At 75.0% G+C, this 12,841-nt stretch carries 8 protein-coding genes; 7 read left to right on the top strand and 1 reads right to left on the bottom strand.

Annotated features, from left to right (window positions below):
- The gene (locus IE225_RS03090) at positions 1-1,152 is read right to left on the bottom strand and encodes a glutathione-independent formaldehyde dehydrogenase (protein WP_190056079.1); all 1,152 of its coding nucleotides are present in this window, start codon (positions 1,150-1,152) and stop codon (positions 1-3) included.
- 207 nt (positions 1,153-1,359) lie between these two features.
- On the opposite strand from IE225_RS03090, the gene IE225_RS03095 reads away from it, so the two are divergent.
- From IE225_RS03095 to IE225_RS03125, 7 genes are all read left to right on the top strand, one after another.
- A complete protein-coding gene (locus IE225_RS03095; protein WP_190055739.1) occupies positions 1,360-2,469 on the top strand; it encodes a hypothetical protein in 1,110 nt (369 codons plus the stop codon).
- Between the two features lie 47 nt (positions 2,470-2,516).
- Positions 2,517-3,302, top strand: coding sequence for a TIGR03936 family radical SAM-associated protein (locus tag IE225_RS03100; protein WP_190056080.1), 786 nt, complete (start codon positions 2,517-2,519; stop codon positions 3,300-3,302).
- Positions 3,303-3,557: 255 nt separating this feature from the next.
- A complete protein-coding gene (locus IE225_RS03105) occupies positions 3,558-8,411 on the top strand; it encodes an Rne/Rng family ribonuclease (protein ID WP_190055740.1) in 4,854 nt (1,617 codons plus the stop codon).
- Positions 8,412-8,824: 413 nt separating this feature from the next.
- Positions 8,825-9,145, top strand: a complete 321-nt coding sequence (gene rplU / locus IE225_RS03110; protein ID WP_190055741.1) for a 50S ribosomal protein L21 — start codon at positions 8,825-8,827, stop codon at positions 9,143-9,145.
- A gap of 14 nt (positions 9,146-9,159) precedes the next feature.
- Positions 9,160-9,414 (top strand): 50S ribosomal protein L27, encoded by a 255-nt coding sequence (rpmA, locus tag IE225_RS03115; RefSeq protein ID WP_190055742.1) that lies wholly within the window; start codon positions 9,160-9,162, stop codon positions 9,412-9,414.
- Positions 9,415-9,588: 174 nt separating this feature from the next.
- Positions 9,589-11,025 carry a GTPase ObgE gene (obgE, locus tag IE225_RS03120; protein ID WP_190055743.1) on the top strand — a complete coding sequence of 479 codons (1,437 nt, stop codon included), beginning with the start codon at positions 9,589-9,591 and terminating at the stop codon, positions 11,023-11,025.
- 271 nt (positions 11,026-11,296) lie between these two features.
- Positions 11,297-12,775 carry an FG-GAP-like repeat-containing protein gene (locus tag IE225_RS03125; RefSeq protein ID WP_190055744.1) on the top strand — a complete coding sequence of 493 codons (1,479 nt, stop codon included), beginning with the start codon at positions 11,297-11,299 and terminating at the stop codon, positions 12,773-12,775.
- The last annotated feature ends 66 nt before the right edge of the window (positions 12,776-12,841 follow it).

Below are 12,841 nucleotides of genomic sequence, written 5' to 3' on the forward strand. Positions count from 1 at the left end.
TTACGCCGCGAGGGCGTGGCCGGGGTGCAGGACCACCTTCGTGTAGCCCTCGATGCGCTTGTCGAACTTCTCGTACGCCTGCGGGGCCTCCTCCAGCGGCAGTTCGTGGGAGACCACGAAGCTGGGCTTGGCCCGGCCGGCGATGATCAGGTCGCGCAGCTGGCGGTTGTACCGCTTGACGTTGCACTGGCCGGTGCCCATCTGCTGGCCCTTTTCGAACATCCTGCCGATGGACACCAGGAGTTGGCCGTGCTTGGCGTGCTCGTCGGGCGCGCCCGGGTCGGACGGCACGTACAGGCCCGGCACGCCGAGCATGCCGGTCGGCCGGACCGTCTCGACGAGCGAGTTCAGGACGACCGCGGGCTCCTCGTGGCTGGCGTCGTGTGCCTGCGCCTGGTAGCCGACCGCGTCGACGCCCTTGTCGGTTCCCTCTCCTCCCGTCTGCTCCTTGATCTGCTCGGCCGGGTCGCCCTGGGTGAAGTCGATCGGGATGGCGCCGATCTCCTCCGCCTTGGCCAGCCGCTCGGGCACCCGGTCGACGACGAACACCTTCGCCGCGCCGCGCAGCAGCGCCGAGTAGGCGGCCATCAGGCCCACCGGTCCCGCGCCGTAGACGGCGACGGTCTCGCCCGGGGAGACCTGGGCGAGTTCGCAGCCGTGGTAGCCGGTCGGGAAGATGTCGGCGAGCAGCACGAAATCGGTCTCGAACTCGTCACCCGGCGGCAGTTTCAGGCAGTTGAAGTCGGCGTACGGGACGCGCACCCGCTCCGCCTGACCGCCGAGGAACGGGCCCATCGCCACGTATCCGTAGGCGCCGCCGGCGAAGCCCGGGTTCACCGTCAGGCAGAAACCGGTCTTGCCGGCCAGGCAGTTCTTGCAGAAACCGCAGGCGACGTTGAAAGGCATCACGACCCGGTCGCCTTCGGACAGGGAGGTCACGCCGGACCCCACCTCCTCGATGATGCCGAGGTTCTCGTGCCCGAAGACGATGCCCGCCTCGGCCGCTGTGCGGCCTTCGTACATGTGCAGGTCGGAACCGCAGATGGCGGACGACGTGACCCGTACGATCACGTCGTTGGGGTGCTGGATCTGCGGATCGTCGACCTCCCGCACGGTCACGCTGAAGGGTTTTTCGTAGACGACGGCTTTCACGTGGGTCACCTCCACGTCGAGCGGGTGGCTGCGGGCGGCGTCGCCGATCGGTTCCGGTCGTTCCCGTCGTTCCCGCAATTCCAGGGAACGACCGTCCCGCACGGGCCGCAACCGTGGCCGGACGGCGACGCGGGAGGGCGACGGGAGGGCCGTGGGAGGGCCATGGGAGCTGCATCCGGACGGGCTCGCCGAAGCGTCCTGGCGGGTATGGAACTCGACCAGTCCACACCGGCGAAGCAGCCGTCGCAGGGGTGTCTCGTCGTCGCGGTCCGGCTGCCCGTGCGGATCGCCGTGTTCGTCCTGGTGCTGCCGGTGCGGGTGGCGTGGGACGCGGCCGTCGCGGCGGGGCGGTTCGGCCACGACACCGTGCTGCGGCCGGCGGGGCGGGCGCTGCGGCGGCTCGGGCGCGCGCTGGTCGTGCAGCCGCTGGTGGGGCTGTGGCGGTGTGCCGTCCTGCCGGCGGGACGTCTGCCGGCCCGCCTCGGTCGGGGACTGGCCCGGCTCGGACAGGGGCTGGCCCGGCTCGGGCACGTGCTGGTGGTCGTGCCGGCGGGGTGGCTGTACCGGTGGGCGCTGACACCCGTCGGCCACGTGCTCGCGTGGGCGGGCCGGGGGATCGCGTGGGTGGGCCGGGGGCTCGGCGCGGTGCTCGCCGCCGTCGGTCTCGGCCTGTACGCGGCCGGGGCGTGGCTCGGGCGGTACCTGGTCGACGTACCCGCCCGCCGGCTGTACGCGTGGGTGCTGGCGCCCGTCGGACGGGCCGTCGCCTGGTGTGCGAAGGGGCTCGTGCGGCTGGTGGGTCTGGTGGCCGCCGGTGTCGGGTTCGTCCTGTACGGGACGCTCCGGGTGCTCGTCGTTCTTCCGCTGCTGGTGCTGTGGCGGTGGGTGCTGGCGCCCGCCGGGCGGCTGCTGGCCGTCGCCGCCCGCGAGGCGGGGGAGGGGCTGGCGCACGCGTGGCGGGTCGCGGGGCGGGTCTCGCGCGCCGTCGGGCGCCTCCTCGCGACCCTCGCGCGGTGGCTCCTCGTCGCGCCGCTGAAGTGGGTGTACCTGCACGTGCTGACCCCGGTCGGGCACGTGGTGCGGGACGCGGTGCGGGACATGGTGCTGCGGCCCGCCGCCGAGGCCGTACGCGCCACGGGCCGTATCGCACGGCAGGCCCTCGCCGCCGCCCGCGGCACCCTGCGGCAGACCCGCGCCGACCTGCGGCGGGCCCTCCTCGGGGAGCCCCGCGCGCCGGAACGGGCACCGCGCCGGGAACCCACGGCCACCGGTGCACGTACTCTGGAGAGAAGTACGACCGCTCTCACGAAGGACTGACGACACTGGGCAAGCGACAGCCCGAAGGCCCGCCGCCCGCACCCGTGGTGCAGCGCATCCGACTGCGCTACACCAAGCGCGGCCGCCTGAGGTTCACCAGCCACCGCGACTTCCAGCGCGCCTTCGAGCGTGCGCTGCGCCGCGCCGAGGTGCCCATGGCGTACTCGGCCGGGTTCACGCCGCACCCGAAGGTGTCGTACGCCAATGCCGCACCCACCGGCACGGGCAGCGAGGCGGAGTACCTGGAGATCGCCCTCACCGAGCCGCGCGACCCCGAGAAACTGCGCGCCCTCCTCGACGAGTCGCTGCCCGCCGGGCTCGACGTCGTCGAGGCGGTCGAGGCACGCACCTCCGGGCTCGCCGACCGGCTGACGGCCTCCGTCTGGGAGCTGCGGCTGGACGGCGTGGACCCGGCGGACGCCGAGCGCGCCGTGGCGGCGTTCAACGCGGCCGGGACCGTCGAGGTCCAGCGGCTGACCAAGAACGGCATGCGCACCTTCGACGCCCGCCCCGCCGTCGTCCGCCTCGAGGTGGACGACGACAATGCCGCGGTTGATAGGCCGAACGACCGGCCCTGTGCGATACTGCGGCTGGTTGTTCGGCACGTGACGCCTGCCGTACGACCCGACGACGTCCTGTCCGGTCTCCGCGCCGTGGCCGACCTGGCGCCGCCGGTCCCCGTAGCGGTGACCAGGCTGGCGCAGGGGCTGTTCGATGAAGAGACCGGGACGGTGACCGACCCGCTCGCGCCCGACCACGAGGCAGCGCCCGAGCCGCAACCGGCCGGTGCGACCGCCGCCGCGACGGCGCCGGTGCCGGAAGGTCCCGCGTAGGGCGGACGTCGTAGCGCCGCCCTGGGACTCGGGAGCCACCTGGGCCGGGCAGCGCACTGACCAGAAGACTTTCGCCAGGCCGTACGCAACACGGCGTACGGAACCGGCGAGACAGGACATAAGAGCTCCCGTGCGGCGCCCGCGCCTCGGACGGCGGCACCGCGCAACGCGCGAGCCGCGGACGTCAACGGCGGTCGACGCGATCGACACCGGACCAGGCGCGGCGCCCGGGAGCCTGACGGGAGATACGCCCGCATGCTGGAACCGACCGAACCCACCCAGGGTTCCGAACCGAACACCCCCAGCGACACCTTGCCGCCGCGCCGTCGGCGCCGTGTCGCATCCCGGCCGGCGGGTCCGCCCGCCCCGGTCTCCGTCGAGACCGAGAACCCCGCCGACCCGCCGGCCATACGGACCGGCGAGCACCCGGGCGACGCCGGGACCGCGCCCAAGAGCGGGGAGGCCGCCGAGACGGCCGGGCAGACCGCCGCCGCGGACACCGAGCGCGTGAACAGCGCGGAGAACAGCGCGGAGAACACCGAGGCGCCCGAGAACATCGAGCTGCTTGAGGACTCCGAGGCTTCCGAGACCTCCGAGGCTCCTGAGGCCGTTGAAGGCTCCGAAAACCCCGGAGTCGTCGACGAGGCGGCCGGGAGCGGTGCGCCTGCCGGGGAGGCCGAGGCCGGCGAGGACTCCGCCCCGCGGCGTCGTCGGCGTCGTGTGGTGCGGAGTGCCGCTGCGCCGACCGCGCCGGTGGAGGCGGCGGAGACCGTCGTGCCGGCGGCGCCGTCCACCCCGGTCCCGCCGGTCGAGGAGCCCGCTGCTCCGGCCGCGGTTTCCGCGACCCCCTCCTCGGAGAAGGCCGAGGCCGGCGAGGAGCCCGCTCCGCGGCGTCGTCGGCGTCGTGTGGTGCGGAGTGCCGCTGCGCCGACCGCGCCGGTGGAGGCGGCGGAGACCGTCGTGCCCGCGGCGCCGTCCACCCCGGCTCCGCCGGTCGAGGAGCCCGCCGCGGCCACCGAGTCCACCGAGTCCACCGAGTCCACCGAGCCTGCCGCGGCTCCTGAGCCCGCCGTGCGTGCCGAGGCCGCCGAGGAGCCCGCCCCCCGCCGTTCGCGGCGCCGGGTGACCCGCAGCGTGACCTCGCCGTCCGCCGGTACGGCCGCCGCCGAGCCGGCCGAGCCCGCCCGGGCCGAGTCCGCCGCGACCCCCGAGCCGGCCGAGCAGACCGCAGCCGGGCAGACCGCCGCCGGGCAGACCGGGCAGACCGCCGCCGGGCAGACCGGGCAGACCGCCGCCGAGCCGGCCGAGCAGACCGCCGCCGCGACCGGTGACGCCGCCCCGCGCCGGGCCCGCCGCCGCATCACGCGCCGCGCCGCCGCGCCCGCCGAGGACACCCGGACCGGCAAGGCCGGCGAAACCGGCGAAACCGGTAAGCCGGCGGAGGGCGGCGCCGCCCCGGCCGCCGGGAAGCCCGCGGCCTCGGAGCCGGCCGCCGCCGAAAGCGCCCCCGCCCCGCTGACCGTCCCGGCCTTCCGGGCCCCCGCCACCGGTGCCGCGCCCGCCGCCGAGCAGGCCGTGCCGCAGGAGCCGCAGGAGCCGCAAGAGGGGGACGGTCCGCGCCGCCCGCGCCGCCGGGTCGTCCGCAAGGCGGCCGCCGGGTTCGCCGCGCCGCCCGCGCCGGCCGCCGGGCAGACGCCCGAGGCGGAGGTGCCGCGCCGGCCGCTGCGTCCCGCCGTGGCCGTGTTCCAGCCGCCCGTCTTCACCGAGCCGAAGTTCCAGACCCCGGAGCGGGCCGCCGCCGAGGCGGCCGCGGAGGCCGCGGAGACGGATTACCCGGATTACCCGGATGACGACGACGAGCCCGTCGAGTCCGCCGAGACTGCTGTGACCGCCGAGCGCGACCGCGCCGCCGACGAGCAGCCCGCGCGGCGCCGCCGGCGCCGGCGCCGGGGCTCCGGTGGCGGCGACGAGGCGGCCGAGACCGCCGACACCAGCGAGAGCGCCGGGTCCGCCCAGGGCCGGGCCGGTGACGGCGGCTTCGACGAGGAGCCGGAGGAGGACGACGCCGACGAGTCGGCCGAGGACTTCGCCGACGAGGAGCAGGAGGAGACCGGCTCCCGCCGGCGCCGCCGCCGGGGCGGCCGTCGTCGCCGCCGCGGCGAATCCGCCGACGCCGACCACGACGAGCAGGGCTTCGCGGGCGGCTCCGGGGACGCCGAGGCCGGCGAGCCCGCCGCCGAGCAGACCGCGCAGGACGCCGAGGACACCGCCGAGCAGCCGGCGGAGGACGCCGAGGAGGCCGGTGCGGCGCGCGACGAGCAGCCCGCCGGGTCCGCGTCCGGCGGCAGCACGAGCAGCCGGCGCCGCCGGCGCCGTCGCCGCCGCGCCGGTGACACCAGCGTCGACGCCGAGCCGGCCCCCGACGACCCCGAGCGCACCGTCGTCAAGGTCCGCGAGCCGCGCAAGGCGAGCGAGCCGTCCGACGAGGTGCAGTCGATCAAGGGCTCCACGCGTCTGGAGGCCAAGAAGCAGCGCCGCCGCGAGGGCCGCGAGCAGGGCCGCCGCCGGGTGCCGATCATCACCGAGGCCGAGTTCCTGGCCCGCCGCGAGGCCGTCGAGCGCGTGATGGTGGTCCGCCAGAGCGGCGACCGCACGCAGATCGGCGTCCTGGAGGACGGCGTCCTCGTCGAGCACTACGTCAACAAGGAGCAGTCGACCTCGTACGTCGGCAACGTCTACCTGGGCAAGGTCCAGAACGTGCTGCCGTCGATGGAGGCCGCCTTCGTCGACATCGGCAAGGGCCGCAACGCCGTCCTGTACGCCGGCGAGGTCAACTTCGAGGCGCTCGGCCTGGCCAACGGGCCGCGCCGCATCGAGACCGCGCTGAAGTCTGGGCAGTCCGTCCTCGTCCAGGTCACCAAGGACCCCATCGGCCACAAGGGCGCCCGCCTGACCAGCCAGGTCTCCCTCCCGGGCCGCTACCTGGTGTACGTCCCCGAGGGCTCCATGACCGGCATCAGCCGTAAGCTGCCGGACACCGAGCGGGCCCGCCTGAAGACCATCCTCAAGAAGATCGTCCCCGAGGACGCGGGCGTCATCGTGCGCACCGCCGCCGAGGGCGCGAGCGAGGAGGAGCTGCGCCGCGACGTCGAGCGGCTCCAGGCGCAGTGGGAGGACATCCAGAAGAAGGCCAAGAACGGCAACGCGCCGACCCTGCTGTACGGCGAGCCGGACATGACCGTCCGCGTCGTGCGCGACATCTTCAACGAGGACTTCTCCAAGGTCATCGTCAGCGGTGACGACGCCTGGGAGACGATCCACGGGTATGTCTCGCACGTCGCGCCGGACCTCGCGCCGCGCCTGCAGAGGTGGACCAGCGAGGTCGACGTCTTCGCCACGTACCGCATCGACGAGCAGCTCGCCAAGGCCCTGGACCGCAAGGTGTGGCTGCCCAGCGGCGGCTCGCTGGTGATCGACCGGACCGAGGCGATGGTCGTCATCGACGTCAACACCGGCAAGTTCACCGGCCAGGGCGGCAACCTCGAGGAGACCGTCACCAGGAACAACCTGGAGGCGGCCGAGGAGATCGTGCGCCAGCTCAGGCTGCGCGACCTCGGCGGCATCATCGTCATCGACTTCATCGACATGGTGCTGGAGTCCAACCGGGACCTGGTGCTGCGGCGCCTGCTGGAGTGCCTGGGCCGGGACCGTACGAAGCACCAGGTCGCCGAGGTCACCTCGCTGGGCCTGGTGCAGATGACCCGCAAGCGGGTCGGCCAGGGCCTGCTGGAGTCGTTCTCCGAGACCTGCGTGCACTGCAACGGCCGCGGGGTGATCGTCCACCTCGACCAGGTGACGTCGCCGGGCGGCGGAGGCGGCAAGCGCCGCAAGCGCGCGCGGGCCGGTGCCGAGCAGCCGCAGGAGGCCGTCGCCGCCGACCAGCTGGTCCAGGCGCCGGAGAGCGCCGAGCAGGAGGCGGAGGCCGAGAGCGCCGAGGGCACCGAGGGCGTCGAGACGCCGGTGGCCGCCGAGGCCGCCGCGGCGGCGCCCGTGCAGCCGTCCGACACCATCGCGCCCGACGAGGAGCTGTACAGCAGCGTCGCCGAGGCCGAGGCGGCCGCCACCCGCGGCCGCACCCGGCGCCGGGCGAGCCGCCGGGCGGCGAAGGCGGAGGCTGCGCCGCAGGCGCAGACCGCCCAGGTGCCGACGGCGCAGGACGTCACGCCCGAGGAGGAGGCCGCGCGCCCGGTGCGGCCGGAGCCGGCCGCCGAGGCGCAGGCCGAGCCGGCCGCCGTGGAGGACCCGGTCGTCCGGGCCCGCGAGGCAGAGAAGGCCGAGAAGGCCGAGAAGGCCGGGGAGGCCGAGGAAGCCGAGAAGGCCGGGGAGACGAAGCAGGCCGAGGAGGCCGGGGCCAGGACCGAGGAGGCCGCGCCCAGGGGCCGTACCCGCCGCCGCGTCACCCGCCGGGTGTCCGCGCCGGCCGGTTCGCCCGAGGGTGCGCAGGCCGCCGTGGTGACGGTCCCCGAGTCCGCGCCCGCGGAATCCTCCGCGTCCGCTGCGTCTGCCGCGTCCGCCGGGTCCGCGGCGCCCACGGCGTCCGCACCGCAGGCCGGGCCGGCTCCCGAGCAGGCCCCGGCCGAACGGCCCGCCGCCGAGGCGCCCGCCGAGGGCCCGGCCCCGGCCCGTCCGCGGCGCCGCGCCGTCCGCAAGCCGACGACGCCCACCGCGCCCGAGGAGGCGGCCGTCGTGGTCGTCCCGTCCGCATCGGCGGCGGAGACGCCCGCCGATCAGGCCGGGGAGCCCGCTGCGGAGACCTCGGCGACGGAGGCCCAGGCGACGGAGGCCCGGGCGACGGAGACCCCGGAGGGCGAGGAGCAGGCGGCGCCGGCCGAGAAGGCCAAGAAGACCGCCGCCCGCAAGACGGCCAAGAAGGCCACCGCCAAGAAGGCCGCCACGAAGAAGACGGCGGCCAAGAAGACGGCCGCGAAGAAGACGACCGCCAAGAAGGCCACGGCGAAGAAGTCGACGGCCAAGAAGGCGGCGGCGAAGAAGACGTCGGCGGCCGAGCAGGCGGACCGCTCCGGCGTCACGGCGAGCACCGAGGACTGACGGCCCTGCGGCGCACGCCGGAGTCCGAGCCCCCGAGGCGGTGACGGCGGCCCGCCCGGTTCCGACCGGGCGGGCCGCCGCCGTACGCCCCGGCCGGTCGCCGTACGCCCCGGCGTCGCCGTGCGCCCCGGCCACCGGCCGGCCGCTCACCGATCGGCCGTTCACCGGCCGGCCGGGCGCCGGCGGCACGGTGCGGGGCACGGCCGTCCGGTTTGCGTCCGCGGGCCGGGCTCCCGTACCCTTGACCGTCGGTCGGCGTGTCCCTTGACGCGCCACATCCCCGTAAACCTCTTCCTCCCGGACGTCAGGGCCGCACGGCCCGGCCGGGAGAGGCCGTCCACCGACGTCCCTCGTCGCGGGGCGGCTGGCCTGCGGGGGTGCCGTTTCCCGAGCAAGAGAGAGTGGGTTTCCGCGTGTACGCCATCGTGCGCAGCGGTGGTCGCCAGCACAAGGTTGCTGTCGGCGACGTCGTTGAGGTTGACAAGATTCCTACTGCCAAGGTTGGCGACACGGTCGAGCTCTCGACCCTGCTGCTCGTCGACGGCGACTCCGTGACCAGCGACCCGTGGGTGCTGGCCGGCATCAAGGTCCGGGCCGAGGTCGTGGACCACCACAAGGGCCAGAAGATCGACATTCTGCGCTACAAGAACAAGACCGGCTACCGCCGTCGTCAGGGCCACCGCCAGCAGTACACGGCGCTGAAGGTCACCGAGATCCCCACGGCTGCGAAGTAAGGGACTGAGAACAGATGGCACACAAGAAGGGCGCATCGTCCACCCGGAACGGTCGCGACTCCAACGCCAAGCGCCTCGGCGTGAAGCGCTTCGGCGGCCAGGTCGTCAACGCGGGTGAGATCCTGGTCCGCCAGCGCGGCACCCACTTCCACCCGGGCACCGGCGTCGGCCGCGGCGGCGACGACACGCTGTTCGCGCTGCAGGCCGGTGCGGTCGAGTTCGGCACCAGCCGTGGCCGCAAGGTCGTGAACATCGTCCCGGTCGCCTGACCGGACGTCTCGCGAGGGCGGACCTCGACTTCCCGGCAGCCGGGAAGCGGGTCCGCCCTCGGTTTGTTGGCAGACCTGTCACCGAGAGACGTTCCCGTACGCACCATCCGTACGCAACGCCCGTACGCATCACCTGCACGCACCACCTGCACGCATCACCTGGAGGCACCCACCATGACCACCTTCGTGGACCGCGTCGAGCTCCACATCGCCGCGGGTAACGGAGGCCACGGCTGTGCCTCCGTGCACCGGGAGAAGTTCAAGCCGCTGGGCGGCCCGGACGGCGGCAACGGCGGCCGCGGCGGCGACGTGATCCTGCGGGTCGACCAGTCGGTCACGACGCTGCTGGAGTACCACCACTCACCGCACCGCAAGGCCACCAACGGCAAGCCCGGCGAGGGCGGCCACCGCTCCGGCAAGGACGGCCAGGACCTGATCCTGCCCGTGCCCAACGGCACCGTCGTCCTGGACAAACGGGGCAACGTGCTGGCCGACCTCGTCGGCCACGGCACCTCCTTCGTCGCCGCCCAGGGCGGCCGCGGCGGTCTCGGCAACGCGGCCCTGGCCTCGCCGCGCCGCAAGGCGCCCGGCTTCGCGCTGCTCGGCGAGCCGGGCGAGGTGCGCGACGTGGTGCTGGAGCTGAAGACCGTCGCCGACGTGGCGCTGGTCGGCTACCCCAGCGCCGGCAAGTCGTCCCTGATCTCCGTGCTGTCGGCGGCCAAGCCGAAGATCGCCGACTATCCGTTCACCACCCTCGTGCCCCACCTGGGCGTGGTCACGGCGGGCTCCACCGTCTACACGATCGCGGACGTGCCCGGCCTGATCCCCGGCGCCAGCCAGGGCAGGGGCCTCGGCCTGGAGTTCCTGCGGCACGTGGAGCGGTGCAGCGTGCTCGTGCACGTGCTGGACACCGCCACGCTGGAGTCCGACCGCGACCCGCTCTCCGACCTCGACGCGATCGAGGAGGAGCTGAAGCAGTACGGCGGTCTGGAGGACCGGCCCCGCCTGGTCGTCCTCAACAAGATCGATGTCCCGGACGGCAAGGAACTGGCCGACATGGTCCGCCCGGACCTCCAGGCGCGCGGCTACCGCGTCTTCGAGGTGTCGGCGGTGGCCCGCACCGGCCTGAAGGAGCTGTCGTTCGCCCTCGGCGACCTCGTCGCCCGGGCGCGCGCCGCCCGGCCGCAGGAGGAATCGACCCGCGTCGTCATCCGGCCCAAGGCCGTCGACGACACCGGTTTCACCGTCACCCGCGAGGCCGACGGGCTGTTCCGGGTGCGCGGCGAGAAGCCCGAACGCTGGGTGCGGCAGACCGACTTCAACAACGACGAGGCCGTCGGCTACCTCGCCGACCGGCTCAACCGCCTCGGTGTCGAGGAGGAGTTGATGAAGGCCGGTGCCCGGCCCGGCGACGGTGTCGCCATCGGGCCCGAGGAGGACGCCGTCGTCTTCGACTGGGAGCCGTCCGTCATGGCCGGCGCCGAGATGCTCGGCCGGCGCGGCGAGGACCACCGCCTCGACGAACTCCGCCCGGCCGCCCAGCGGCGCCGCGAGCGGCAGGCCGAACGGGACGAGGCGGAACGGGAGTTCGGCGACTTCGAGCCGTTCTGAGGGGCGCCGGGGAGCGCGGAACGCGCCGTCCCGGCCGGAAGAACCGGAGGGACCGGAAAGGCCGGAGGGGCCGGAAGGGCCGGAGGGGCCGGAGGGGCCGGAAGGGCCGGAGGAACCCGACGAACCCGACGAACCCGGGTTCTCCCGGGTGAACTCCGGGAGTTCTCCGGCCGTACTCCGGGAGAACTCCGCCGTACCCCGGGGCAACCAACCCGCCGTCCCGTGGGTCGTACCCGTCGGTCACGTCACCGCGTATCGACGGGAGCCCACCATGACCCCCCGCATCCCCCGCCCTCTCCGCCGCCGTGTCGCCCTGGCGGCGGCGACCGCCGTCACCGCGGCGCTCGCCGCCCCGGCCGCGGCCCACGCCGCCCCGGCCGCCCCCGCGCCGGCGACCCGGGCGCAGGACTTCAACGGCGACGGCCGCGCCGACCTGGCGGTGGCCGCGCCCGCGGCGACCGTCGCGGGCCGGGCGCAGGCCGGGTACGTGGCCGTGCTGTACGGCTCGCCGAGCGGGCTGCGCACGGCCACGAAGCAGGTGTTCACGCAGGACAGCGCCGGTGTGCCGGGCACCCCCGAGGCGGGCGACCGGTTCGGCAGCGCGCTGGCGGGCGGCGACCTCGACGGGGACGGGTACGCCGACCTGGTCGTCGGCGTCGGCGGCGAGGACACCGTGAGCGGCGGCACCGACTCCGGGTACGTCGAGGTGCTGTGGGGCGGGCCGCACGGGCTGTCCGGCGCCTCCTCCCTGGCCACCGGCCGCAACGTCGCCGACCGGCTCGGCGCCGCCGGCCGGCTCACCCTGGCCGGCCCGGACGTCGTCACCGTCGAGAACCAGCACGACCTGCGCGTCCTCAAGGGCCCGTTCCGGCGCGACGGTTCGGCCGCGGGCGGCGAGCAGCTCGTGCGCGACCAGTTCGACAGCCGCGTCCTGGACCTGGCCGCCGGGGACCTGAACGGCGACGGCCGCATCGACGTCGCCGCCACGGAGAACGACGGCGACGAGTACGACGCCCGCCGCATCGTGTACTGGCTGGGCACACCGGACGGGCTCACGCCGTACACGCTGGTGTACGACATCGACGGCGCCGGCCTGCAGGGCGGCGAGAACCTCGACGTGGGCGACGTGAACGGGGACGGCCGCGCCGACCTCGTCGTCGGACGCGCGGTCGAGGGCTACGACAGCGACCTGGACACCTACCGCGCCAAGGGCGGCCGCGTCGCCTGGATCCCCGGCACCCCGGACGGCCCCGACGGCGTCAAGGCGGTCTTCGTCAACCAGGACAGCCCCGACGTGCCCGGCACCGCCGAGACGGGCGACGGCTTCGGCACCGACGTGTCGGTCGGCGACGTGGACGGCGACGGGTACGCGGACATCGCCGTCGGCGTACCCGGCGAGGACCTGGGCCGGGTGGCGGACGCGGGCGCCGTCGTCGTCCTGCACGGCTCCGCGCACGGCCCCGTCGGCGCCGGCGCGCACACGGTCACCCAGAACACCCCGAACGTGCCCGGCAGCGCCGAGAAGGGCGACGTCTTCGGCACGGCGACCCGGCTGGCCGACACCGACGGCGACGGCCGCGCGGACCTCGCCGTGGGGGCGCCGGGGGAGAACGGCGGCGCGGGTTCGGTGTGGACGTTCCGCTCCGGCGCCGGGACCGTCGTGGCGCCGAACGCCACGACCGTCTTCGGCAACGGCACGCTGGGCACGGTGGCGACCGGCGCCCGCCTCGGCTCCGGCTTCGCCCACTGAGCGGGGCGGGGCGAACGGGACGGGGCGAACGGCACGGAGCGAGCGGGACGGGGCGGAGCGGCGCGG

It is taken from the genome of Streptomyces echinoruber (assembly GCF_014651135.1).
GTDB lineage: Bacteria > Actinomycetota > Actinomycetes > Streptomycetales > Streptomycetaceae > Streptomyces > Streptomyces echinoruber.

Excerpts from the sequence above, each read along its gene's own strand:
- obgE (WP_190055743.1), top strand. The coding sequence starts at position 9,589 with ATGACCACCTTCGTGGACCGCGTCGAGCTCCACATCGCCGCGGGTAAC.
- IE225_RS03095 (WP_190055739.1), top strand. The coding sequence starts at position 1,360 with ATGGAACTCGACCAGTCCACACCGGCGAAGCAGCCGTCGCAGGGGTGT.
- IE225_RS03105 (WP_190055740.1), top strand. The coding sequence starts at position 3,558 with ATGCTGGAACCGACCGAACCCACCCAGGGTTCCGAACCGAACACCCCC.
- IE225_RS03125 (WP_190055744.1), top strand. The coding sequence starts at position 11,297 with ATGACCCCCCGCATCCCCCGCCCTCTCCGCCGCCGTGTCGCCCTGGCG.
- rpmA (WP_190055742.1), top strand. The coding sequence starts at position 9,160 with ATGGCACACAAGAAGGGCGCATCGTCCACCCGGAACGGTCGCGACTCC.